Source organism: Tropicimonas sp. IMCC34043 (assembly GCF_003390845.1).
In the GTDB taxonomy this organism is placed as follows: Bacteria; Pseudomonadota; Alphaproteobacteria; order Rhodobacterales; family Rhodobacteraceae; genus Tropicimonas.
Genome location: NZ_QMEK01000001.1, coordinates 2,041,986 through 2,063,609 on the forward strand (window position 1 = coordinate 2,041,986; position 21,624 = coordinate 2,063,609).

Below are 21,624 nucleotides of genomic sequence, written 5' to 3' on the forward strand. Positions count from 1 at the left end.
TCAGCCCCCCATCCGCGCCTCGATCCGCGCGACCGTGCGGGCCGGCACCAGGTCTTCCTGCAACTGTGCCAGAACGCGGGCCTTTGCCTCGGCCGGCATCCGGAGGTTGGCCTCGACTGCGGCGATCAGCGCGGCCCGCCGTTCCGGGGTCAGGGCGATGGTTTCGGCCGTCTCGCTGCCGCCGCCGATGCCGTTTGCGACAAGGTCAGGTTTCGCCGCCGCCGGATCGAATTCGCGCACCCTTATTCCCGGACCCAGCAGCGGGCTGAGTTCGGAAACGATGCGCGCGCCGACCAGCGGGCCGGGATCGACGATCACGTCGTTGCCCTGTCGCCGCAACAGGGTCACCTGCCCCGCCTCCAGCCGGTTCTCGGCATTCACGACCAGCACGCCCTGCGACGCATCAAGAGCCGTTGCGGGCAGCACCGCGACATCGCGCATCTGCGGTTCGCGGATGTGGACGGTGACAAAATCGCCGGGGCGAAAACCCGCGAAGCCGTCGAGCCGCGCGAACAACTGCCGCCCGGTCTGACCTTCGCCGACCGAGGCACTGGCGCGATTGATCACCCCCGTCGCCTCGAGGTCGAGCCCCTGCACGTCGAGCGTCACCTTCACCGGCGCCTCGATCAGCGTGCCGTCCTTGTCCAGCAGCCGGGCATATTGCGCCGTCGACAGCCGGAACGCGACCTCAAGGTCGGTGGGATCGATGATGGTGGCGATCTGTTCGTTCTGGCTCAGCAGCCCGCCCTCGACCACCGCGACATCGGCAAGCGTGCCGGAGAACGGCGCCTTGACGACGGTATCGACCAGATCGCGTTCGGCCTTGGCCAGCGCGATGCGCGCCCGCGCCAGCCCGTTGCCCGCCACATCGAGCCGGTTCTCGGCACTGGCGACCGCCATGCGCTGGCTGACCACGGCCTGATTGGCCGCGGCCGCGGCAAGTGCCGCCGTCTCGATCGCCGCATCGCTGCCGAAGCCACGGTCGCTGAGGTTGTTCTGCCGGTCGAGCGCCTGCTGGCGCAGGTCGGCCTGAACCTGGATCGCGACCAGTTCATCCCTCACCAGCGCCAGCGTGCGGTCGGCGTCGCGCAGTTCGACCTCGGCCTCGGCCAGATCGGCGCGCGCGACCTCGACGGCCGCCTCGGCATCCTCGGGATCGATCCGCAACAGCACGTCGCCCGCCTGCACCGCGGCCCCCGATTCGAAGCCTTCGGCCAGCTCGACGATCCGCCCCGCGGCGCTGGCGCGCACTTCGAGCGTCCGCCGGCTGCCGATCTCGCCGAACGCGGTCATCACGGGGGTGGCGTCCTGCAGCTCGATGGCAACGGTATTGACCGCCAGCACCCGTTCTTCGGCCGGGGTCTGACGCGCCTCACGGCTCAGCCGCTCCTGCACCGCAGCATAGAACGCGCCACCGGCATAGGCCAGCAACCCAAGTGTCAGCGACAGAAGGAACAGGCCGACTAAAGACCTGCGGAGAAACTGCATCGCGCGTCCATTCGAGATCCGGGCAAAGCCCCGTTTTCACACTAGTCCCTTCCGCCGGGACCGCAAAGCCACGGAAATGTTACGCCCCGGCCGACGGTTTCCGTCGCCGGCGCACCTCCCCGTCCCGCGTCTGTCATTTCCGGCGGCGATGTTCCTCGAGCCGGGGAAAAATCTCGACAAAGTTGCAGGGTCTGTGGCGATAATCGAGCTGCGGGGCAAGGATCTCGTCCCAGCCATCCTTGCAGGCGCCCGGGCTTCCCGGCAGCGCGAACAGATAGGTGCCGCGCGCCACGCCGCCGCAGGCCCGCGATTGCACCGCCGAGGTGCCGATCTTCTGCATCGAGACAATGGTAAAGACAGTGCCGAAGGCGTCGATCTCCTTCTCATAGACGTCGCGATGCGCCTCGACCGTCACGTCGCGCCCGGTCAGACCGGTGCCGCCTGTGGATATCACCACATCGATGCCCGGATCGTCGCACCAGCCGTTCAACTGATCCGCGATCAGGTCGCGTTCGTCGGGCAGGATCCGGCGGTCGGCCAGCACATGCCCCGCCGCCTCGATCCGCGCCGCCAGCGTGTCGCCCGACCTATCCTCGGCCAGGCTGCGGCTGTCCGACACCGTCAGCACCGCAATGCGGACAGGGACGAAGTCCTTGACGGCTTCACTCATTGCCACCCTCCACCAGAACCACATACCAGCCGGTGCTGGGAACCTGCGCGGCCAGCACCCTTTGCCCCGCGCTTTCGATACTGACCGCGTCCGCCGGCGATGCGCCGGCCAGCACCCGATCGACCGCCGCATTTGCCCAGTCTTCGGCCGAGGCCGTGGCGCCCGCGATGCCCTGCAGGTTCGCGGATGTCCGGTAGTAGAGCACTGCCGCCCCGGCAGCCGTATTGACCCGGTCGATCTCGGCCGCCATCCCGGGGTCCGAGGCGCCGATCGCCAGCCCCGTGCCATCGATCAGCAGCGCCGTCGCCCCCCCGCTTTCCGCCAGCCGGCCGAGGACGCCCTGCGCCAGCTCGTCCAGTGTGACATCGCGCGAGGCGACGCCCAGCAAGGTGTCGCCGTCGAAGGCAGGATAGGATGCCGTGATCATCATCCCGGCACCGACCAGATCCAGATAGGGCGCAGTCCAGCCGACCGCCCGGCCCGCGACATCGGCCGCGGTATAGAAAGGCGTCCGGGTCGGCGTGCCGTTGTTCACCGCCTCCGCCAGCGGCACATAGGGATAGATCGCCATCAGCTCGTCGGCCGTCGTCAGGTAGACCCAGGAATAGCCAAGGCTGCGATAGGCTGCCCGCAACACCGGCACCAGCCGGTCGAGCGCCGCGATCCCGGCGACCCGTTCAACCGTGACCGGCGCGCCGTCATAGCTGTAGATCCCGGCAAAGGGCGCCCCGGAGGCCGGTTCGGCCGCGCCCGCGGGCCAGGTCCGGAACCCGGTCGTATCGCCAAGCGCCTGGCTGCGATCCGTCCAGGCGGCAAACGCGTCGTCGCCGACCGCCGGAGCCGCCGTCAGTGCGGCCGCAAACTCCAGCCCGACCGCTTCGGCGCTGGCCGCAACATCGCGCAGCGTCGCGTCGATCCAGCCCGCCGCCAGACGCACGGTCTCGACCGTCGCGACGTGTTCCTGCGCCCCGGCGGGCTGCGCCACCGCAAAGCATGCGGCCGCCGCCGCAAATGCCAGCGCCCGTTTCCCTGTCATTGGTCCACCTCCATCATCGGCCCTCTGCATCCTTGCGGAGCCGCGCCTTCAGCTCCAGCAGATCGGCCCAGGCCTCGCGCTTGGCGGCCGGGTTGCGCAGCAGATAGGCAGGGTGAAACATCGGCAGCACCGGCAGGCCCAGCGCCTCGGTCCACTGCCCGCGCAGCCGGGTAATCCCCCGCCGGCCCAGCATCGCCTGACAGCTGATATTGCCCATCAGCACCAGTAGCCGCGGCGCGACCAGCGCCACATGACGTTCGACAAAGGGCTTCAGCATCGCGATCTCCTCGGGCTCCGGATCGCGGTTCTGCGGCGGCCGCCAGGGCAGGATATTGGTGATATAGAGCGCGCTTTCGGGCAGATCGGAGAGCCGGTCTAATCCGATGGCTGCAAACATCCGGTCCAGCAACTGGCCGGCACGACCGACAAAAGGCCTGCCCTCTATGTCCTCGTCCCGTCCCGGCGCCTCGCCGATGATCATGACCCGCGCGCCCGGATTGCCGTCGGCAAACACCAGCGACCGCGCGCCGCGCTTCAACTCGCAATGCTCGAAGCCCGCCAGGGCATCGTTCAGCGCCGCAAGACTTGTCGCGGCGCCAGCCAGGGCGCGCGCCTCGCCAACCGGGTCCGCCGAATCGACTACCGGGGGCAGCGGCACCGGCGCCACGGCCGTCACCGGTCCGGCCCGGTGACGCGGCCGGGGCTCCGGCGCCGGCTGCTCGCTTGCCGCCGCCCGCGCCAGCCGATCAACCGGCGCAAGGCCGATGGCCTCGTCCGCGCCAAGCGCAATCTGGTATTCCAGCGCGGCCAGAAGGGCCTTTGTCGGCACATCGTGTTCCATGCCCCAAGCTACCCCAGCCGCCCGGCCCGCGAAAGGGCCGTCCCTTGGGCTTCTTCTTGGTCCAAATACCTCCGCCGGAGGCCCGCCCCGCAGGGGCGTTCAACCCGCAAGATACACTTTTAGGATACTCAACAATACCTTACCAGGCGTCCCGGCGCCGACACCCGCCCGGACAGGGCAGACGTTGCCCGCCCCGCCCGCTCTGCTATAAGCGGCCCAGCCGACCGGAGGGCACCATGACATTCCGCGCGCACCATCTGCTGGGCATCGAGCCGTTGCACCCGCTCGAGATCGCGACGCTTCTCGATCTGGCCGACGACTACGTCGGGCTGAACCGCCAGCAGGAGAAACATTCCGACGTCCTCGCGGGCCTCACCCAGATCAACATGTTTTTCGAGAATTCGACGCGCACCCAGGCAAGTTTCGAGCTTGCCGGCAAAAGGCTCGGTGCCGACGTGATGAACATGTCGATGCAGGCCAGTTCGATCAAGAAGGGCGAGACCCTGATCGATACCGCGCTGACGCTGAACGCCATGCACCCCGACCTGCTGGTGGTGCGCCATCCGCATTCGGGCGCGGTCGATCTGCTGTCGCAGAAGGTCAACTGCGCGGTGCTGAACGCCGGCGACGGACGCCACGAACATCCGACCCAGGCGCTGCTCGATGCGCTGACGATCCGCCGCGCCAAGGGCCGGCTGCACCGGCTGACCATCGCGATCTGCGGCGACATCGCCCACAGCCGGGTGGCACGGTCGAACATCCTGCTGCTCGGCAAGATGGAAAGCCGGATCCGGCTGATCGGTCCGCCGACGCTGATCCCCGCGGGCGCCGCCGACTGGGGGGTCGAGATCTATGACGACATGAAGGAAGGGCTGCGCGACTGCGACGTGGTGATGATGCTGCGGCTGCAGAAAGAGCGGATGGACGGCGGCTTCATCCCATCCGAACGCGAATACTACCATCGCTTCGGGCTCGACGCCGAAAAGCTGGGATATGCGCGGGAGGATGCGATCGTGATGCACCCCGGGCCGATGAACCGCGGGGTCGAGATCGACGGCACCATCGCCGACGACATCAACCGGTCGGTGATCCAGGAACAGGTCGAGATGGGGGTGGCGGTGCGCATGGCGGCGATGGACCTGCTGGCGCGCAACCTGGCCGAGGCGCGCGCCAATGTCTGAATCTGCAGGAACCGCCCCCTTCGCCGGTACCGCACCGGTGCTGGCCAGCTTTCCGGCGCATCGCGGCACCTATATCCGCGCCCAGATCACGCTGGCGGTCCTCGGCTCGATCTTCGCCACCTCCGCCCTCGCCTTTCTCGGCTCCGGTCCGCTCTGGGTCGGCCCGCTCGGGGCGGGGATGGCAATGGCGGTGCGCGGAGTCTACCTCGCCTCCGAGGAGCTCGGTCGGACCTGGGATCTGACCGCGACCGGCCTGCGCTGCACCGACGGACGTACGATCGCACTCCGCGACATCGCCAAGGTCAACCGCCTCGGCTCGGCCGTGCAACTGGTCACCCGCGGCGGCGACAAGCATCTGATGAAATACCTCGAAGATTCAGATCGCGCGCGGCGGCGCATCGAGGCCGCGCTGCCCGGAGCCCTGGCATGAGCACCACGCCGAACGGGTGGCAGGACATTCTGGAGCCGGGCGAGACCGTCCTGTGGCAGGGCCGTCCCGACGGGCGGATCGCCTGGAGCCGCTTCGAGCCCAGGCGCGTGCTTTTCGGCACGCTGTTCACGGGGTTCGCAATCTTCTGGGTGACAACAGCGGCGATGGCAGGCGCGGGCGACGGGGCGATGGCCGTGATCCTGCCGCTGTTCGGTCTGCCCTTCGTCGTGATCGGCTTTCGCCTTGCCGGCGGCGACGAGCTTTGGCGCGCGGTCCTCAGGCGGCACAGCTGGTACACGCTGACCGACCGCCGTGCCTTCATCGCGACCAAGATGTTCGGCCGACGCGGGTTGCAAAGCTGGCCGGTAACGCCCGCGACCATCCTCGATCTCGAGGATGGCCCGCGGGCGACGATCTGGTTTGCCGAGCGCCGACCAAGGCCGGGACATGGCAAAGGCGACCGCCGCGTCGGGTTTGTGGGAATTGAGGACGGGGCCGCCGTGCTGCACCTGATGCGGCAGGTCCAGAGGGGGACAGCATGAGCGTGCTGACACTGACGAATGCCCGGCTGATCGATCCCGAGGCCGGAACCGAGACGTTGGGGACACTGACGATCCGCGACGGCATCATCGCCAGCGTGGCGGCGGGCATTGTCGCGGGCGAGGGCGTCGTGGACTGCCGCGGCCGCTGCCTTGCCCCCGGCATCGTCGACATCGGCGTCAAGGTCGGCGAACCGGGCGAACGCCACAAGGAAAGCTTCCGCTCCGCCGGCCGCGCGGCCGCAGCGGGCGGGGTCACGACGATTGTGACCCGCGCCGACACCAATCCCTCGATCGACACGCCCGAAGTGCTCGAATTCGTCACCCGCCGCGCCCAGCAGGACAGCCCGGTCAGGATCGCGCCGATGGCCGCGCTGACCAAGGGACGGCAGGGGCGCGAGATGGTCGAGATCGGGTTCCTGCTCGACGCCGGTGCCGTGGCCTTCTCGGACGGCGACACGGTGACGACCGACACCAAGGTGCTGTCGCGCGCCTTCACCTATGCCCGCGGACTTGACGCGCTCGTCATGGCCCACCCGCAGGAGCCGGGGCTGTCGGCCGGGGCCGCCGTGACCTCGGGCATGTTCGCCAGCTTGCGCGGCCTGCCCGCCGTTTCGCCGATGGCCGAACGCATGGGGCTCGACCGCGATCTGGCTCTGGTCGAGATGACCGGGGTCAAGTATCACGCCGACCAGATCACCACGCGGCGTGCTCTGCCGGCACTGGCACGCGCCAAGGAGTCGGGCTTCGACGTGACCGCGGGCACCTCGATCCACCATCTGACGCTGAACCAACTCGACGTCGGCAATTATCGCACCTTCTTCAAGGTGAAACCGCCGCTGCGCTCCGAGACCGATCGGCTGGCCGTGGTCGAGGCGGTCGCCTCGGGGCTGATCGACATCATCTGTTCGATGCACACGCCCCAAGACGAAGAGAGCAAGCGGCTGCCCTTCGAGGAAGCGGCCTCGGGGGCCGTCGGGCTCGAGACCCTGCTGCCGGCGGCAATGCGGCTGTATCATGCTGAGCTTCTGAGCCTGCCGCAGCTGTTCCGGGCGATGTCGCGCAACCCCGCGCGCCGGCTCGGCCTGCCGGGCGGACGCCTGGCGGCGGGGGCACCGGCCGATCTGGTGTTGTTCGACCCCGACGCTCCCTTCGTGCTGGACCGCGCGACCTTGCAATCGAAGTCGCGCAACACGCCCTTCGACGGGGCGCGGATGGAAGGCAAGGTGCTGGCGACCTGGGTCGGGGGCCGGCTGGTCCACGGCAGCGTCGGCTGAACCGGCGGCCGGGCTGTTGCGCCGCGGCCCGGCAGAGAATCGCACCCGAGATAGTGCGCGGGAGCGTGGACTTTTTGCCTCCGGCGGAGGTATTTTTACCAAGAAGAATGGGGGGATCGGGATGCCGGCATTCATTTCGCCGTTGTGGGCGCTGGGGCTGGTGGCGGTGCTGGCCTATCTTTTGGGGTCAGTGCCCTTTGGCATGGTCATGGCGCGGATCTTCGGGCTCGGGGACCTGCGCAGCATCGGGTCGGGCAATATCGGTGCGACCAACGTCCTGCGCACCGGCAACAAGCCGGCGGCCTTCCTGACGCTGGTTCTGGACGCGGCCAAGGGCGGGATCGCGGTGCTGATCGCGCGCACGCTTGTCGGCCCCGACGCGGCGCAGGTTGCCGGGCTGGCGGCCTTTCTTGGCCATCTGTTCCCGGTCTGGCTGGGGTTCAGGGGCGGCAAGGGGGTGGCGACTTTCCTTGGCGTCGTGCTGGCGCTGGCCTGGCCCGCGGGGCTTGCCTGCTGTGCGACCTGGCTCGTCACGGCACTTCTCAGCCGCTATTCCTCGCTGTCGGCGCTGATCGCGGCGGTGGCAGCCCCGATCTGGCTGGCAGTGTTCGGGCACGGCCAGATGGTGGTACTGTCGATGCTGCTGGCGGCGCTGGTCATCGCCCGGCACCAGACCAACATCGGACGCCTGATGCGCGGTGAGGAGCCGAAAATCGGCGGCAGCAAACCGGCGAATCTGCGCTAGTATCGCGCAACGATGCGCTCACGTCGCGAAAGGAAGCCCGCCATGACCTTCACCGATTCCATCCAGACCTGCCTGCAGAAATATGTCACCTTCTCGGGGCGCGCATCCCGGCCGGAATACTGGTGGTTCGTGCTGTTCAATGTCCTCGGGACCTTCGTCGCGGGCATTCTAGATTCGCTGTTTTTCGGGTCGTCCAATGTTGGCGTGCTTGGCGGGCTGTGGAGCCTCGCGCTGCTGCTTCCCGGCATTTCGGTCGGGGTGCGGCGGCTGCATGACCTCGACAAGTCGGGCTGGTGGCTGCTGCTGGGTGTGATCCCGTTGATCGGCTGGATCATCCTGATCGTCTGGTTCGTCGGCCGGGGAACCAACGGACCGAACCGTTTTGGCGCCGCTCCGGTTCTCGAAGCCGCGGCACGCTGATGGCCTGCCGGCCGGCGTCGCCGCAAGGGGCGCGCCGGCCGTCCTTCAGTAGCTGTATTCGTCGAAGATCATCGGCGCGAGCTTTTCGCCCCAGGCGCCGTAATAGCGTTCGAGCAGCTCGTCGGCCGGCGCGCGCCCGGTTTCGACGCTTTCCTGCAGCGCGTTCAGGAAATGGGTCTCGTCGGGAACCAGCCCGCCGGCACCGGGGATCGCGCGGGCGGCAAGGCCCGAATGCGCAATCGCCACCGCCTCGCGCGCCAGATCGTGCAGCTTGACGCCGCCCGCTTCGCCCTGAAGCCCGTCGACCGAAGCCGCGACACGCAGCCCCTCGCGGGTTTCGGCATCGAGCCCCTTGACCAGATCCCAGGCGGCATCGAGCGCGGACTGGTCATAGGTCAGCCCGACCCAGAACGCCGGCAGCGCGCAGAGCCGCCGCCAGGGGCCGCCGTCGGCGCCCCGCATCTCCATGTATTTCTTGATCCGCGCCTCGGGGAAGACCGTGGTCAGATGGTCGGCCCAGTCGGACAGCGTCGCGACCTCGCCCGGAAGCGCCGGCAGCCGACCCTTCAGGAAATCGCGGAAGGATTGCCCGAGCGCATCGATATAGCGGCCGTCGCGATAGACGAAATACATCGGCACATCGAGCGCATAGTCGACATAGCGTTCGAACCCCATGCCATCCTCGAAGGCGAAGGGCAGCATGCCGGTGCGGGCGTCGTCAAGGTGGCGCCAGATCCGCGAGCGCCAGGACTTGTGGCCGTTGGGCTTGCCCTCGAGGAATGGCGAATTGGCAAACAGCGCCGTCGCAACCGGCTGCAGCGCCAGCGCCACCCGCAGCTTCTGCACCATGTCGGGTTCGGAGGCGAAATCGAGGTTGACCTGCACTGTGCAGGTGCGCCGCATCATCTGGGTGCCCGATGTGCCCACCGTCCCCATGTAGGCATCCATCAGCTTGTAGCGGCCCTTGGGCATCAACGGCATCTCGTCATGGGTCCAGGTCGGTGCCATGCCAAGGCCGATGAATCCCGCGCCGATCTCGTCGGCGACGGTCTTCACCTCGCGCAGATGCTCGTTCACCTCGTCGCAGGTCTCGTGGATCGAGGTCAGCGGCGCGCCCGACAATTCAAGCTGCCCGCCGGGCTCAAGGCTGACGTTGGCGCCGTTCAGTTCCAGCCCGATGATGTGGCCTTGTTCGAGCACCGGCTGCCAGCCGAAGCGGTCGCGCAGCCCTTCCAGCATCGCCCGGATCGAGCGTGGCCCGTCATAGGGCAGCGGGCGCAGCGTGTCGCGGCAATAGCCGAACTTCTCGTGTTCGGTGCCGATGCGCCAGTCTTCCTTGGGTTTACAACCGCTTGCGAGATACTCGACCAGTTGTTCGTAACGCTCGATCGGGCCGCCGCCGGACTGAGGAATGGACATGGGAAGCTCTCCGGTCGTTCGCGTTTCGTGGTTAGGTGCGCCAAGGCGGCGCCCCAAGTCAAGGGGCGCCAAGCGCAAGCCAAGTGCCCCCGGACCGACGCGCGACGGCGCGGCGAAGCCCCTGCCCCGCCGATCACAGCTCGGGAAGCTGCCGTGCGGCGAGGGGCCGGCGCCAGATCGTGCGCGCCCGGGCATCATTGCCCTGCAGCGCCGACAGCAGCATTCGCGCATCTGCCCCGGGCAGCGCCGCGAACAGATCATAGAGCCGGTCGGCCCCGGCCGCGGCCAGCGGCACCAGCAGCGCCTGCCCGTCGCTCTGGCTGATCCGCCAGCACCGCCGCCGCCCGGCAACCAGCAGCACCTCGATCTCGGTCAGTTCCGACAGGTTGACGCTGCCGCCCATGATCGGACCGAGATAGGATATCCGGCCCTCGTCGATCTCGACCACGCCGGGCGCGTCGATCTCGAGCCGGAACCGCATCCGCCGCCAGGCAATCAGCGTCAGCCCGAGCGCGGCCAGGCCTACCGCCGCGCCAAGCATCAGAAACACCGCGCCGCCGCGGGTCGCCAGCCAGAGCCCGAACAGCGCCACCGCCATGCCGGTGATCACCTCGCGTCCACGCGACAGCGCCGCGGCGATTTCGGGACGCACAAGGCTCATGCCGGTTCGACCAGCGATTGCGGCTGTGCGAAGAACACCAGCGAAAACCGCCCGTTCAGGACAAACCCTATCGCCTCGTAGGCCTTCGAGGCGGCCTCTCCAGAGGCAAACAGGATCGCACGGGTCACGCCCCGGCTGCGGGCGAGGTCCAGATGCAGCGCGACGGCGCGACGGGCATGGCCAAGGCCGCGCAGCGAGGGCGGCGTATAGACGTTCCCGATCTGCACCATGTCGGGCACAATCGCGTTGAACGACGTCATGGCCAGCGGCTCCCCCGCAGCGGTCTCGAGCAACATCAGCGAGCCGCGCTCGATCATGCCGGTGACGTCCTGCAGCGCCTGTGCCGCGGCCTCCTCCCGGGTGAAATGCAGTGTCTCGGCAAGGTAGTCGACGCGCCAGTCCGCCAGATGGGCGCGGTCGGCATCCTCGGCCTGCCGCAGCCGCGATGTCCCGTCCGGGATCAGCAGGCGGTCGAGCGACAGCGCATAAAGCGGCTCGTCATCCTCGAACCGCACTTCAGCCTCGACAAGCCGCAGCGCCTGACGGGCGGCGATCACCTGATCGGTCGCGCCGAAAATCCCCCGGAGCTCGGCCGATCCCAAAAGCTGGCGCAACTCGTCCGCATCGGCGCCGCCGGGAAGTTGAACCAGAACAAATCCCGCGGTGCTGAGGCCCAGCACACCGGCAAGTCCCTCGGCGCCCTCCTGCAGCCACATCCTTGTCGCCTCGGGCGCATCACCGCCGCAGGGCCCGTGCCTCAATAGGTTCGAGCGCAGGAACATCGAGGTCTCGGCCCGCGCGACCAGGAAGCGTTCGATCGCCGGGGCATCGCCCGGCACCGCAGCACGAAAAGCCATTCACCAATCCCCCAGCAGGCTTTGCCACAGCGTCAGCGCGGCAACAGCGGCAGTATCGGCGCGCAGGACACGGGGGCCGAGGCTGACGGCAGAGGCCTGCGGCATGGCCCGCAGCCGGGCGCGTTCGGTGTCGGAGAACCCGCCCTCCGGTCCGATCAGGATCGCCCAGGGGCCGGGGCCCGCCTCGGTCAGCGCCGCACCCGCGCCCACCAGCGCCTCGTCGCAAAACATCAGCCGCCGATCCCCGGGCCAGTTGTCGAGCAACCGGTCGAGCCGGACCAGATCGGCGACCTCGGGCACGAAGGTGCCGCCGCATTGCTCGGCCGCCTCGACGGCATGGGCCTGCAGCCGGTCGCGCCGGATCCGTTCGGCATTGGTGAACTCGGTCTGCACCGGGCAGATCCGCGCCGCGCCCATCTCGGCCGCCTTTTCGACGATGAAATCGGTGCGGGCCTTCTTGATCGGGGCAAACAGCAGCCACAGGTCGGGCGGCATCTGCAAGGCACGGGTCCGCTCGACGATTTCGAGCGTTCCGCCGCGCCGGTCGGCCCCACGCACCACAGCGCGAAATTCGCCGCTCCGCCCGTCGAACACACGCAGTTCGTCGCCAACGGCCAGCCGCATCACCCCGAACAGGTAATGTGCCTGATCGCGGCCGGGCGAAACGCTTTGCCCCTCTGCAAGGCTTTGGTCTAGATACAGGCGAACCGATGCCATCACGTGCTTCCCATTTTTCGAGGCGGACCATATGACCGAGACCGATCCGACGCCAGAGACCACGGGCCTGTCCGCCCCGCAAACCGGTCCTGCCACGCAGGCAGACGGAGGGACCGTCGCCGATGCCGTCACCGGCAACTGGGTCGACCGCCATGCCCCGCCAATGCTGCGGCCCTATCTGCGGCTGTCGCGCGCCGACCGCCCGGTGGGCTCCTGGGGGCTTGCCATTCCGTGCTGGTGGGGCGTGCTTGCCGCCGCGGCGGCAACCGGCTGGATGCCGTTCGACTGGTGGATCCTGATCGGCTGCGGGCTGGGCGCGGTGCTGATGCGCGGCGCCGGCTGCACCTGGAACGACATCACTGACCGGGATATCGACGCAAGGGTCGAGCGCACGCGCTCGCGCCCCTTGCCCTCGGGCCAGGTCAGCCTGCGCCAGGCGCTGATCTGGATGGCGGCGCAGGCACTTGTCGCCTTCCTGATCCTGCTGACTTTCAACACCTTCACGATCTGGCTCGGCATCGCCTCGCTGATACCGGTCGCGATCTATCCCTTTGGCAAGCGCTTCACCTGGTGGCCGCAGCTGATCCTCGGGATCAATTTCAACTGGGGCGTGCTTGTCGGCTGGGCCGCCCATACCGGCAGCCTCGATGCGGCGCCCTTGCTGCTCTATTTCGGCGGCATTGCCTGGACGATCTTTTACGACACGATCTATGCCCATCAGGACATCGAGGATGACGCGCTGATCGGGGTGAAATCGACCGCGCGGCTGTTCGGCGAGGACACGCCCGCGTGGCTTGAGCTGTTCACCCTGACCGCGGTGACGATGTGGGCTGTCGGAACGCTGGCCGCGACCGCCCCCACCGGCAGCCTGCTCAAGATGGCAATCGGCTTGCTCGGAGTATTCGGCATGGGCTGGCACATGCGGTTTCTGGCGCGCAACGTCGATTTTGGCGACCCGCAGTCCTGCCTGACGGCATTCCGCGCCCTGCGCACGACGGGGATGATCCTTGTCGTCGCGCTGGCGGTCGTCATCCTGCTCTGACGGGTCCTCCGGGGCCTTGGCAGATTTCCGCCGCCCCGCGGAAACCCGCAACGATTGATCCCCCGGGCCTCAGCCCTTAAGACGGCGGCACCTGTCAGAGAGGACCGGCCGCCATGCGCCTTGCCACCAAATTCCTGACCGTCGCCGTCCTGGTGCTGGCTGCCGCCGGTTGCTGGTTCGCGGCCACGGTCGCGGCGCATGTGATCGAGGATCGCTCTGGCCGGGCGGTCAGCGTGGCGCTGCTCGGCGCGGGCCACGAATGGACCTCGGTCGCGACCGACGGGCTGCTGGTGCATCTGAGCGGAACCGCCCCGACCGAGGCCGAGCGCTTCGAGGCGCTGCATATCGCGGGCACCGTGGTCGACGCCGCGCGCGTCATCGACGACACCGCGGTCGACCCGGGCGAGCCGCTGATCGCGCCGCGCTATTCGATGGAAATCCTGCGCAACGACGACGGCATCACCCTGATCGGACTGGTGCCGGCAAGCCTCGACCGCAAGGCCATGGCCAGCGAGATCCGGGCCATGGCCGATGGCGCCGAGGTTTCGGACCTGCTGCAGACGGCAACCTATGACGAGCCCGAAGGTTGGGACGAGGCGGTCGCCTTCGGGTTGAGCGTTCTGGCGCGACTGCCGCGATCCAAGGTCTCGATCGCGCCGGGCCAGGTTTCGGTCATGGCAATCAGCGACTCGTCGCGCGAGAAGCAGGCGCTGGAAGCGGCCCTGACCCGGAAGGTGCCCGCCGGCGTCACCCTTACCCACCAGATCAGCGCGCCGCGCCCGGTGATCACCCCCTTCACGCTGCGCTTCGTGATCGACGACGACGGCGCAAGGTTCGATGCCTGTTCGGCCGACACGCCGCGCGCCCGCGACCGGATCCTTGCCGCCGCCGTCGATGCCGGGCTGCAGGGGCAGCCCGACTGCACGCTGGGGCTTGGCGTGCCGACCCCGGAATGGGCCGATGCCGTGACGCAGGGGATCGGCGCGCTGGCCGAACTGGGCGGCGGCAGCCTGACCATCACGGATGCCGATGTCAGCCTCGTCGCGCTGGAGGCGACGCCCCAGCGCGATTTCGACCGGGTCGTGGGCGAGCTCGAATCGAACCTGCCAGAGGTGTTTTCGCTGACCTCGGTGCTGCCCGAACCGCCGACGCCGGTTGCGACCGAAGAGGGCCCGCCCGAGTTCATCGCGACCCGCAGCCCGGAAGGCGACGTGCAACTGCGCGGGCGGCTCAACAACGCGCTGGTGCGCGACACCGTGGCCGCCTACGCCCGTTCGCAATTCGGCGTCGACGCGGTGCACATGGCCGCCCGCATCGACGAGACCCTGCCCGACGCCTGGCCAATGCGTGTACTCTCCGGTCTGCAAGGTCTGTCAGGGCTCGCCCAGGGCATTGTCACCGTTCAGGCCGACAGCATCGAGATCAGCGGCCTCTCGGGCCACCAGGATGCGGAAGCCGAGATTTCGCGGCTGCTGTCGGAAAAGCTGACGGGCGCGCAGAAGTTCCGCATCGACGTTTCCTACGACGCGGCCTTCGACCCGTTTGCAGCCCTGCCGACCCCGCAGGAATGCATCGACAAGATCAATGCCGTACTGGCCGCACACAAGATCACATTCGATCCCGGCTCGATCGTGGTCCAGGGCGATTCGGCGGCCGTCGTGGACGACATCGCCGAAATCCTGAAGCAGTGCCGCAAGGTCGACATGACCATCGAGATTGCCGGCCATACCGACAGCCAGGGCCGCGAAGAGATGAACCTCGATCTGTCCCAGCAACGTGCCGATGCGGTGCTGAAGGCATTGATCGACCGGCGCGTTCTGTCGTCGCGGATCAGCGCCCGCGGCTATGGCGAGGCCGAGCCCATCGCCGACAACAAGACCGAGGAAGGCCGCGAGGCCAATCGGCGGATCGAATTCATGCTGGTCGGCGAACCGGCGGTGCCCGATATCGGAGACGGCGCGCTGACCGGCCCGGCGGGCGGTCCGACCCACCAATGGGCCCGTGCCGACGCGGGCGCCACCGCCAGTGGCTCTGACGCCGGGGACCAGACGGGAATGGCATCGGACGATGAGGCCCCGATGGAACCGGGCGACGCAGCAGCGACGGAAAAGGACACCGAATGAACCGAACCGAATTCATCATGGCCACTGCGGCGGTGCTGTTCGTGGCCTTCCTCGTCGGCTGGTTCGCCTCGTGGATCGTGCACCGGGTCACCCGCGTGACCCAGGCCGACATGAGCGAGCTCGACAAGATGGCCCAGGCCCTGCACGAGGCCGAAGAGACCCGCGACCAGGCGATCACCTATCTGCAGCAGCGTGAAGCCGAACTGACCAACGAGCTGACCCAGACCGAGGCAGAGCTTCAGGCCGCGATGGAGGGACTGGGCAGTCTGCGCAGCGAAAACGAACGCATGAGTCTGGAGCTGGAACGGCGTCAGGGCGCCTGAGCGACAGGAACAGCCAAGCGGAAGTCCGCCTTGGCCTCAGAAGACGGCCACCCCGGGCGCAGCCCCCTCAGGGCTCGCTCGACCAGCGGCCAAGCGCGTCCTCGTCGGCATCCTTTGCCGCGACCCAGGCCGCGCCATCGGCGCCGATTTCCTTCTTCCAGAATGGCGCGCGGGATTTCAGATAATCCATCAGGAACTCTGCCGACTCGAAGGCCGCAGCACGGTGACTGGATGCGGTCGCCACCATCATGATCGGCTCGCCCGGCGCCAGACGGCCGTGGCGGTGCACGATCAGCAAATCCGCAAGCGTCCAGCGCGCCATCGCCTCGCGCCCGATCTGCTCCAGCGCGCGTTCGGTCATGCCGGGGTAATGTTCGATTTCCATCGCCCCGAGGGTCCCGGCCTCGTCCCGGACAATGCCGGTAAAGCTGACCACCGCCCCTGCACCGCCCAGCCGCGCCGTGAAGGCATCAAGCAACGCACCGGGCAGGAACGGCGCCTGCTGCAGGCGGATCTCCATCGCGCTCAGCCGCCGGTCATCGGCGGGAAAAACGCGACCTCGCGCACCCCCCTCAGCGATGCGTCGAAATCGGCCAGATCCTGATCGAGTGCCACGCGCAGCGCCGAGACATCCTCGAACGCCGCCGCATAGCGGGCCTCGCGCGCCTTCAGTTCCTCGACCAGCTCGGCGACGGTGGCGGCATCGGTCTCGACCCGTTCTTTCGGCAGGCCGATCCGTTCGCGCACCCAGGCGAAATAGAGCACGTCGATCATCGCGGTTCCTCCCGCAGGAACGGCAGCGCCTTGGTGAAATAATCCCAGCCGGTCATCAGCGTCAGCGCCGCGGCAAGCCACATCAACGCGCCGCCGATCCACACCAGCACCGGCGCCGCCAGCGCCCCCGATGCCAGCAGCGTAGCAATCGCGACCATCTGCACCATGGTTTTCCACTTGGCGAGCTTCGTCACCTTGAGCGTTCCGGCGGTGTCACCCAGAAACTCGCGCAGTCCCGAGACGAAGACCTCGCGGAACAGGATCGCGGCGGTCGGCAGGCCCAGCCACAGCACCGGCCCCGTGATCGCCAAGAGCATCCCGAGCGCGATCATCACCATCGCCTTGTCGGCAATCGGGTCGAGCATGGTGCCGAACTTGCTTTGCTGGTTCCAGGCGCGGGCCAGATAGCCGTCGATCCAGTCGGTCGCCGCCGCGCCGGCAAACAGCACCAAGGCGGCCCAGTCGGCCAGCGGCCGCGGCAGGATCAGGAAGACGATCAGCACCAGAGGCGCGGCGATCAGCCGGGCGACGGTCAGCACATTTGGAAGTGTCCATGTCATGGACATGATCTAGCGCCCCCGGGCGGCGTCGGAAAGGGGTTGCGCGAACCGAACCGCCGCAGTGGTCCGATGCAAAAGGCCGCGAGCTTTCGCCCGCGGCCTCCCGTCATTCGCTGACGCTTCGGGTCACTCGGCGTTCAGGAAGTCGGCGACGTCGAGCTGGATGAACTCGTTGTCGTCCGCCCGGCCCTGTTCGCGGCCGACCGAGAACGGGAAGTTGTTGTCGTTGGCGACAACGATGGTGGTCTCGTTCACCCGGTCCACATTCTCGATGGTGACGAACGGGAAGGTGAAGACGCCGTTTTCGGTGCCGCGCGGCGCGATGCCGTCGGGATCGGCGATCTTCATCAGGTCGATATAGGCGATCTTTTCCAGCACGCCGTTGTCGTCGGCGCGGTCCAGATCGACCAGATAGATCCGCTTGAAGAGCGCAGGCTCCTTGGACCAGTCGCCGCCCTGCCCGCTGTCACGTTCGATGATCAGTGCCCGTGTGCCGCCGATCAGGTTGAAATCGCCGATGGCGTGGTCGGCAGCGTCGAGCGGATAGAACCGTACCTTGTCGCCCCAGCCATTCGCCGCGGTGTCGAATTCGAAGATCCGCAGAACCGGCGTGCCGCCGACGGTCTCGGGCGCATTCGCCTCGGCATCCCAGATCGGCTTTTCCAGCAGCGGATAGAGCGTCTTGCCGTCTTCGGACAGCGCCATGCCCTCGTAACCGCCCGAGCGCATCGAGACCATCTCGGGCTTTGCCGCCTGACCGGCATTCGGCGTGGCGACAAAGGCGTTGTCGGGCGAGCGGTACAGCTTGCCGCCCGGGGCGGTCGCGATCACCTGCAGCACCTTGCCGTTGGCATCCGTCTCGATCAGCCAGGGGCCGAATTCGTCGCCGAACCAGTAATGATCGCCCACCGGCTGGATCGATTCGATGTCGAGATCGGCGCCGGTCAGATAGCGGCTGCCGGTCGATTCGTTGACAATCGGAAACGGCACGATGGCGTCCGGGTCGGACAGGAAGACGGTCTTCTCGGGGCTGACGCGGCCGGTTTCCCAGTCGATGTCCATGAAGTTGAACATCAGCATCGCGTCGGCCGAGTTCGCCTTGGTGCCATAGCCGTTGTCGGTCAGCACCAGGAAACGCCCCTCGCCCAGCGACCGGATGCCGGAAAAGCCCTGCAGCGGCTGGCCCGGGAACGGGCGCGCGAGGCCGGTGGCGTCGTCATGGATCGCATAGAGCTGTTCGACGCGGCCGTTCTTGCCGGTGAAGCGGCCCGACTTGTTGAAATATTGCGGGGCGTCGGCGGGCGCCACCAGGAACGACTGGGCCGGCAGTTCGGCGTGGTCGATCAGGGTTGCGGTGAATTCCTGCGGATCGGCCTGGGCCAGGGTGGCGGCAGAGACGGAGGCGAGCAGAAGCGCTGCGGCCTTGAGGGCGTGGGTCACGGGGGGACTCCCAGTTGGAGAAGTGTGCCCACTCCCTCGCGCCGCCACATGACATGGGCATGGCGTGCCGGTTAAACTCCGATGACAGCGCGCTGCGTCAGCCATCCACGTTGAAGAAAGCATAGATCCGCTCGGCAAGTCCGGCGCTGACCCCCTCGACCGCTTTCAGATCGGCCAGATTGGCCCGGGCTACTGCCTTGGCCGAGCCGAAATGCGCCAGCAGCGCACGTTTGCGGCGCGCGCCGACGCCGGGGATCTCGTCCAGCGGTGTCGCGCCGATCGCCTTTGCGCGCTTTGCCCGGTGGGCGCCGATGGCAAAGCGGTGCGCCTCGTCCCTCAGCCGCTGGATGTAATAGAGCACCGGGTCATTGCGCTGCAGCGCAAAGGCAGAGCGGCCGGGGCGGTGAAACTCTTCCTTGCCGGCATCCCGGTCGACGCCCTTGGCGACACCTATGAAGGGCATGTCCTCCACCCCGAGTTCCGCCAGCGTTGCTGCCACGGCACTTATCTGGCCAGCGCCACCGTCGATCAGCAGCAGGTCGGGCCAGGCCTCGCTCTCGCGGTCCGGGTCCTCCTTCAGCAGCCGGGTGAAGCGGCGCGCCAGCACCTCCTTCATCATCGCGAAATCGTCGCCGGGGGTCAGCTCGTCGCCCTTGATGTTGAACTTGCGATACTGGCTTTTGACATAGCCCTCGGGTCCCGCGACGATCATGCCGCCGACCGCGTTGGTGCCCATGATGTGCGAGTTGTCATAGACCTCGATCCGCCGCGGCGGATTGGGCAGGCCGAATGCCTCGGCGACCCCGGCCAGCAGCTTGACCTGGGCCGCCGATTCCGACATCCGCCGGCCGAGCGATTCCCGCGCATTGCGAACCGCCCCCGCCACCAGTTCCGCCTTCTCGCCACGCTGGGGCACCAGGATCTCGACCTTGCGGCCGGCCTTGGCCGCCAGCACTTCGGCCATGAGCTCGCGGTCCTCGATGTCGTGCGACAGGATCAGCTGCCGCGGCGGCTCCTTGCCGTCATAGAACTGGCCGAGGAACGCCTGCAGCACTTCCTCGGGCGCCTCGGTGCCGCCGGTCCGCGGATAGTAATCGTGGTTGCCCCAGTTCTGGTGCGCCCGGATGAAGAACACCTGCACACAGGCCTGCCCACCCTCCAGATGCAGCCCGATCACATCGGCCTCGGCGACGCCGCGCGGGTTGATGCCCTGCGCCGTCTGCACCTGGGTCAGCGCCCGGATCCGGTCGCGCAGCGCCGCCGCGCGTTCGAATTCCATCGCCTCCGACGCCGCCTGCATCTCGCTTGCCAATGCCTCCTGCACGCCGGTTGTCCTGCCCTGCAGGAACCGTTCGGCATCGCCCACAAGGCCGGCATAGCCCGCCGCGTCGATCAACCCGACGCAGGGCGCGCTGCAGCGCTTGATCTGATAGAGCAGGCAGGGCCGGGTGCGGCTTTCGAAGGTGGCATCGGTGCAATTGCGCAGCAGGAACACCTTCTGCAGCTGGTTCAACGTCCGGTTGACCGCGCCAGCGCTGGCAAAGGGTCCGTAGTAGCTGCCCTTCTCGGTCTTTGCGCCGCGGTGCTTCTTGATCTGGGGAAAGGCATGATCCTTGGCCACCAGGATGTTCGGGAACGACTTGTCGTCCCTCAGCAGCACGTTGTAGCGCGGCTTGAGCTGCTTGATCAGGTTCTGTTCCAGCAGCAGCGCCTCGGCCTCGGTGCGCGTGGTCAGGAACATCATCGAGGCGGTCTCGCGGATCATCCGCGCGATCCGGGGGCTGTGGCCGGTGGGGCGGGCATAGCTCGACACCCGCGCCTTCAGGTTCCGCGCCTTGCCGACATAGAGCACCCGGCTTTCCATATCGAGCATCCGGTAGACCCCGGGCGAGCTTTCCAGCGTTTTCAGATAGCCGTGGATGCAGTCCCGGCCGGTCGCCGGCGCCGTCTCTGTCGTCTTGCCGCCCTCAACCCCGGTCATGCCTTCGCCCCTTTCGCCTTCGCGTCTCGGTTGATTCCTTTCGCTGGCTGCAACGTATTGGCGTCGGCCTCAATGGAAAACCTGTCCACCATTTCTGTGGAAAACTCGGAGGACAAGCCACCGCCAAACCCAAATTTTCGTTGTCCCACGGTGGATTGTACGAAGTGATGAAAAAAGTGGCATGTCAATAATTGCCTGAAATACATGCATATTTTTTCCAGATCGCGCAAATTGTTGATTTTCTTGAAGGTTTCGTAACGGTTCCGTGAAGCCATAGGCGCAGGTGCATAACTTGCCGCAGCGACCACCAGATCTCACTCCTGCAACAGCACATCGGGCGTCTTCCAGGCGAGGTGCTGACCGCCGTCGACGCAGAGAAGCTGCCCTGTGACCGCGGGGGCATCGAGGAAGTATCCGAGCGCCGCACAGATGTCCTCGGCGGTCGATCCCCGCCCCAGCAGGCAGGCGGCGCGCTGGCGGGCAAAGTGCGCCTCGTCCTGGCGCGCGGCGATCAGCGTCGGCCCCGGCCCGATGGCGTTGACGCGCACATCCGGCGCCAGCCCCTGCGCCGCGGTGCGGGTAAAAGCCCAGAGCGCCATCTTGGCGAGCGTATAGCTCATGAACAGCGGCGTCGGCTTTCGCACCCGCTGGTCGATCAGATTGACCACCAGCGATTGCGACAGCGCCTCGCCCTGCCGATCGCGGATGGCGCGCGGCGCCTGGGCGGCAAAGGCCTGGGTCAGAACGACCGGCGCGCGCAGGTTCGATTCCATATGCCGGTCCCAGCTGTCGCGGGTGCCGGTCTCGATGGTGTCGGGCTCGAAGATCGAGGCGTTGTTGACCAGCAGCGTCAGCGGACCGCCAAGCGCCGCGACCGCCGCAGGCACCAGCGACTGGCTGTCGGCCTCGCGGGTCAGATCGGCCTGGATCGCCTCGGCCCGCCGGCCCATGGCACGGATCTCGGCCACGACCTCCTCGGCCTCGGCCGCGGCGCCGTGATAGTGCACCACAACATCGTGGCCGCGGCCAGCGAGATACAGCGCCATGGCCCGGCCAAGCCGCCGCGCCGCGCCGGTTACCAGCGCCCGTTTCTCCGTCAT

The 21,624-nt window shown here is 67.5% G+C and carries 24 protein-coding genes; 9 read left to right on the plus strand and 15 right to left on the minus strand.

Features of this window, described 5'->3' with window-relative positions:
• The 4 genes from DQG17_RS09675 to DQG17_RS09690 all read right to left on the minus strand — a co-directional run bounded on the left by DQG17_RS09675 (position 1) and on the right by DQG17_RS09690 (position 4,035).
• Complete coding sequence (locus tag DQG17_RS09675) at positions 1-1,488, minus strand: efflux RND transporter periplasmic adaptor subunit (RefSeq protein WP_116132476.1); 1,488 nt, start codon at positions 1,486-1,488, stop codon at positions 1-3.
• Positions 1,489-1,621: 133 nt separating this feature from the next.
• Positions 1,622-2,158 (minus strand): molybdenum cofactor biosynthesis protein B, encoded by a 537-nt coding sequence (gene moaB / locus DQG17_RS09680; RefSeq protein ID WP_116132477.1) that lies wholly within the window; start codon positions 2,156-2,158, stop codon positions 1,622-1,624.
• On the minus strand, positions 2,151-3,194 hold the full coding sequence (locus tag DQG17_RS09685; RefSeq protein ID WP_116132478.1) for a cache domain-containing protein: 1,044 nt from the start codon (positions 3,192-3,194) through the stop codon (positions 2,151-2,153). The genes moaB and DQG17_RS09685 overlap by 8 nt, the downstream gene beginning before the upstream one ends.
• 13 nt (positions 3,195-3,207) lie before the next feature.
• Entirely contained in the window at positions 3,208-4,035 is an 828-nt protein-coding gene (locus DQG17_RS09690; RefSeq protein WP_116132479.1) for a uracil-DNA glycosylase family protein, read from the minus strand.
• A 236-nt stretch (positions 4,036-4,271) separates the two neighbouring features.
• On the opposite strand from DQG17_RS09690, the gene DQG17_RS09695 reads away from it, so the two are divergent.
• The 6 genes from DQG17_RS09695 to DQG17_RS09720 all read left to right on the plus strand — a co-directional run bounded on the left by DQG17_RS09695 (position 4,272) and on the right by DQG17_RS09720 (position 8,627).
• A complete protein-coding gene (locus tag DQG17_RS09695; protein ID WP_116132480.1) occupies positions 4,272-5,216 on the plus strand; it encodes an aspartate carbamoyltransferase catalytic subunit in 945 nt (314 codons plus the stop codon).
• A complete protein-coding gene (locus DQG17_RS09700) occupies positions 5,209-5,646 on the plus strand; it encodes a hypothetical protein (RefSeq protein WP_157973566.1) in 438 nt (145 codons plus the stop codon). The genes DQG17_RS09695 and DQG17_RS09700 overlap by 8 nt, the downstream gene beginning before the upstream one ends.
• Positions 5,643-6,188 carry an aspartate carbamoyltransferase catalytic subunit gene (locus DQG17_RS09705; RefSeq protein WP_116132482.1) on the plus strand — a complete coding sequence of 182 codons (546 nt, stop codon included), beginning with the start codon at positions 5,643-5,645 and terminating at the stop codon, positions 6,186-6,188. The genes DQG17_RS09700 and DQG17_RS09705 overlap by 4 nt, the downstream gene beginning before the upstream one ends.
• On the plus strand, positions 6,185-7,462 hold the full coding sequence (gene pyrC / locus DQG17_RS09710) for a dihydroorotase (RefSeq protein WP_116132483.1): 1,278 nt from the start codon (positions 6,185-6,187) through the stop codon (positions 7,460-7,462). The genes DQG17_RS09705 and pyrC overlap by 4 nt, the downstream gene beginning before the upstream one ends.
• Positions 7,463-7,583: 121 nt before the next feature.
• On the plus strand, positions 7,584-8,207 hold the full coding sequence (gene plsY / locus DQG17_RS09715; RefSeq protein WP_116132484.1) for a glycerol-3-phosphate 1-O-acyltransferase PlsY: 624 nt from the start codon (positions 7,584-7,586) through the stop codon (positions 8,205-8,207).
• Positions 8,208-8,249: 42 nt separating this feature from the next.
• A complete protein-coding gene (locus tag DQG17_RS09720; RefSeq protein ID WP_116132485.1) occupies positions 8,250-8,627 on the plus strand; it encodes a DUF805 domain-containing protein in 378 nt (125 codons plus the stop codon).
• 45 nt (positions 8,628-8,672) lie between these two features.
• On the opposite strand, the gene DQG17_RS09725 is transcribed toward DQG17_RS09720, so the two are convergent.
• The 4 genes from DQG17_RS09725 to DQG17_RS09740 all read right to left on the minus strand — a co-directional run bounded on the left by DQG17_RS09725 (position 8,673) and on the right by DQG17_RS09740 (position 12,281).
• Entirely contained in the window at positions 8,673-10,046 is a 1,374-nt protein-coding gene (locus tag DQG17_RS09725) for a glutamate--cysteine ligase (RefSeq protein ID WP_116132486.1), read from the minus strand.
• Between the two features lie 133 nt (positions 10,047-10,179).
• Positions 10,180-10,707, minus strand: coding sequence for a hypothetical protein (locus DQG17_RS09730; RefSeq protein WP_116132487.1), 528 nt, complete (start codon positions 10,705-10,707; stop codon positions 10,180-10,182).
• Positions 10,704-11,564, minus strand: coding sequence for a GNAT family N-acetyltransferase (locus DQG17_RS09735; RefSeq protein WP_116132488.1), 861 nt, complete (start codon positions 11,562-11,564; stop codon positions 10,704-10,706). Before DQG17_RS09735 ends, DQG17_RS09730 begins: the two co-directional genes overlap by 4 nt.
• On the minus strand, positions 11,565-12,281 hold the full coding sequence (locus DQG17_RS09740; protein WP_116132673.1) for a 16S rRNA (uracil(1498)-N(3))-methyltransferase: 717 nt from the start codon (positions 12,279-12,281) through the stop codon (positions 11,565-11,567). It abuts the gene before it with no gap.
• Positions 12,282-12,312: 31 nt separating this feature from the next.
• On the opposite strand from DQG17_RS09740, the gene ubiA reads away from it, so the two are divergent.
• The 3 genes from ubiA to DQG17_RS09755 all read left to right on the plus strand — a co-directional run bounded on the left by ubiA (position 12,313) and on the right by DQG17_RS09755 (position 15,769).
• Positions 12,313-13,323 (plus strand): 4-hydroxybenzoate octaprenyltransferase, encoded by a 1,011-nt coding sequence (gene ubiA, locus DQG17_RS09745; RefSeq protein WP_116132489.1) that lies wholly within the window; start codon positions 12,313-12,315, stop codon positions 13,321-13,323.
• A gap of 113 nt (positions 13,324-13,436) precedes the next feature.
• The gene (locus tag DQG17_RS09750) at positions 13,437-15,446 is read left to right on the plus strand and encodes an OmpA family protein (RefSeq protein ID WP_116132490.1); all 2,010 of its coding nucleotides are present in this window, start codon (positions 13,437-13,439) and stop codon (positions 15,444-15,446) included.
• On the plus strand, positions 15,443-15,769 hold the full coding sequence (locus DQG17_RS09755; RefSeq protein ID WP_116132491.1) for a hypothetical protein: 327 nt from the start codon (positions 15,443-15,445) through the stop codon (positions 15,767-15,769). Before DQG17_RS09750 ends, DQG17_RS09755 begins: the two co-directional genes overlap by 4 nt.
• Before the next feature lie 67 nt (positions 15,770-15,836).
• Here DQG17_RS09755 and DQG17_RS09760 read toward each other — a convergent pair whose 3' ends face one another.
• The 7 genes from DQG17_RS09760 to DQG17_RS09785 all read right to left on the minus strand — a co-directional run bounded on the left by DQG17_RS09760 (position 15,837) and on the right by DQG17_RS09785 (position 21,624).
• On the minus strand, positions 15,837-16,289 hold the full coding sequence (locus DQG17_RS09760) for a molybdenum cofactor biosynthesis protein MoaE (protein WP_116132492.1): 453 nt from the start codon (positions 16,287-16,289) through the stop codon (positions 15,837-15,839).
• A 5-nt stretch (positions 16,290-16,294) separates the two neighbouring features.
• Positions 16,295-16,543 (minus strand): molybdopterin converting factor subunit 1, encoded by a 249-nt coding sequence (gene moaD / locus DQG17_RS09765; RefSeq protein WP_116132493.1) that lies wholly within the window; start codon positions 16,541-16,543, stop codon positions 16,295-16,297.
• Positions 16,540-17,103 (minus strand): CDP-diacylglycerol--glycerol-3-phosphate 3-phosphatidyltransferase, encoded by a 564-nt coding sequence (gene pgsA, locus DQG17_RS09770; protein ID WP_116132494.1) that lies wholly within the window; start codon positions 17,101-17,103, stop codon positions 16,540-16,542. The genes moaD and pgsA overlap by 4 nt, the downstream gene beginning before the upstream one ends.
• A 126-nt stretch (positions 17,104-17,229) precedes the next feature.
• Positions 17,230-18,543 carry an esterase-like activity of phytase family protein gene (locus DQG17_RS09775; protein WP_232829372.1) on the minus strand — a complete coding sequence of 438 codons (1,314 nt, stop codon included), beginning with the start codon at positions 18,541-18,543 and terminating at the stop codon, positions 17,230-17,232.
• A 97-nt stretch (positions 18,544-18,640) separates the two neighbouring features.
• The gene (gene uvrC / locus DQG17_RS09780; protein ID WP_116132496.1) at positions 18,641-20,524 is read right to left on the minus strand and encodes an excinuclease ABC subunit UvrC; all 1,884 of its coding nucleotides are present in this window, start codon (positions 20,522-20,524) and stop codon (positions 18,641-18,643) included.
• The gene (locus DQG17_RS21650) at positions 20,521-20,832 is read right to left on the minus strand and encodes a hypothetical protein (RefSeq protein ID WP_157973567.1); all 312 of its coding nucleotides are present in this window, start codon (positions 20,830-20,832) and stop codon (positions 20,521-20,523) included. Before DQG17_RS21650 ends, uvrC begins: the two co-directional genes overlap by 4 nt.
• Before the next feature lie 6 nt (positions 20,833-20,838).
• A complete protein-coding gene (locus DQG17_RS09785) occupies positions 20,839-21,624 on the minus strand; it encodes an SDR family oxidoreductase (RefSeq protein ID WP_116132497.1) in 786 nt (261 codons plus the stop codon).

Coding starts and splice junctions, on each gene's coding strand:
- DQG17_RS09675 (WP_116132476.1), bottom strand. CDS start 1,488: ATGCAGTTTCTCCGCAGGTCTTTAGTCGGCCTGTTCCTTCTGTCGCTG.
- moaB (WP_116132477.1), bottom strand. CDS start 2,158: ATGAGTGAAGCCGTCAAGGACTTCGTCCCTGTCCGCATTGCGGTGCTG.
- DQG17_RS09685 (WP_116132478.1), bottom strand. CDS start 3,194: ATGACAGGGAAACGGGCGCTGGCATTTGCGGCGGCGGCCGCATGCTTT.
- DQG17_RS09690 (WP_116132479.1), bottom strand. CDS start 4,035: ATGGAACACGATGTGCCGACAAAGGCCCTTCTGGCCGCGCTGGAATAC.
- DQG17_RS09695 (WP_116132480.1), top strand. CDS start 4,272: ATGACATTCCGCGCGCACCATCTGCTGGGCATCGAGCCGTTGCACCCG.
- DQG17_RS09700 (WP_157973566.1), top strand. CDS start 5,209: ATGTCTGAATCTGCAGGAACCGCCCCCTTCGCCGGTACCGCACCGGTG.
- DQG17_RS09705 (WP_116132482.1), top strand. CDS start 5,643: ATGAGCACCACGCCGAACGGGTGGCAGGACATTCTGGAGCCGGGCGAG.
- pyrC (WP_116132483.1), top strand. CDS start 6,185: ATGAGCGTGCTGACACTGACGAATGCCCGGCTGATCGATCCCGAGGCC.
- plsY (WP_116132484.1), top strand. CDS start 7,584: ATGCCGGCATTCATTTCGCCGTTGTGGGCGCTGGGGCTGGTGGCGGTG.
- DQG17_RS09720 (WP_116132485.1), top strand. CDS start 8,250: ATGACCTTCACCGATTCCATCCAGACCTGCCTGCAGAAATATGTCACC.
- DQG17_RS09725 (WP_116132486.1), bottom strand. CDS start 10,046: ATGTCCATTCCTCAGTCCGGCGGCGGCCCGATCGAGCGTTACGAACAA.
- DQG17_RS09730 (WP_116132487.1), bottom strand. CDS start 10,707: ATGAGCCTTGTGCGTCCCGAAATCGCCGCGGCGCTGTCGCGTGGACGC.
- DQG17_RS09735 (WP_116132488.1), bottom strand. CDS start 11,564: ATGGCTTTTCGTGCTGCGGTGCCGGGCGATGCCCCGGCGATCGAACGC.
- DQG17_RS09740 (WP_116132673.1), bottom strand. CDS start 12,281: ATGGCATCGGTTCGCCTGTATCTAGACCAAAGCCTTGCAGAGGGGCAA.
- ubiA (WP_116132489.1), top strand. CDS start 12,313: ATGACCGAGACCGATCCGACGCCAGAGACCACGGGCCTGTCCGCCCCG.
- DQG17_RS09750 (WP_116132490.1), top strand. CDS start 13,437: ATGCGCCTTGCCACCAAATTCCTGACCGTCGCCGTCCTGGTGCTGGCT.
- DQG17_RS09755 (WP_116132491.1), top strand. CDS start 15,443: ATGAACCGAACCGAATTCATCATGGCCACTGCGGCGGTGCTGTTCGTG.
- DQG17_RS09760 (WP_116132492.1), bottom strand. CDS start 16,289: ATGGAGATCCGCCTGCAGCAGGCGCCGTTCCTGCCCGGTGCGTTGCTT.
- moaD (WP_116132493.1), bottom strand. CDS start 16,543: ATGATCGACGTGCTCTATTTCGCCTGGGTGCGCGAACGGATCGGCCTG.
- pgsA (WP_116132494.1), bottom strand. CDS start 17,103: ATGACATGGACACTTCCAAATGTGCTGACCGTCGCCCGGCTGATCGCC.
- uvrC (WP_116132496.1), bottom strand. CDS start 20,524: ATGACCGGGGTTGAGGGCGGCAAGACGACAGAGACGGCGCCGGCGACC.
- DQG17_RS09785 (WP_116132497.1), bottom strand. CDS start 21,624: ATGACGGAGAAACGGGCGCTGGTAACCGGCGCGGCGCGGCGGCTTGGC.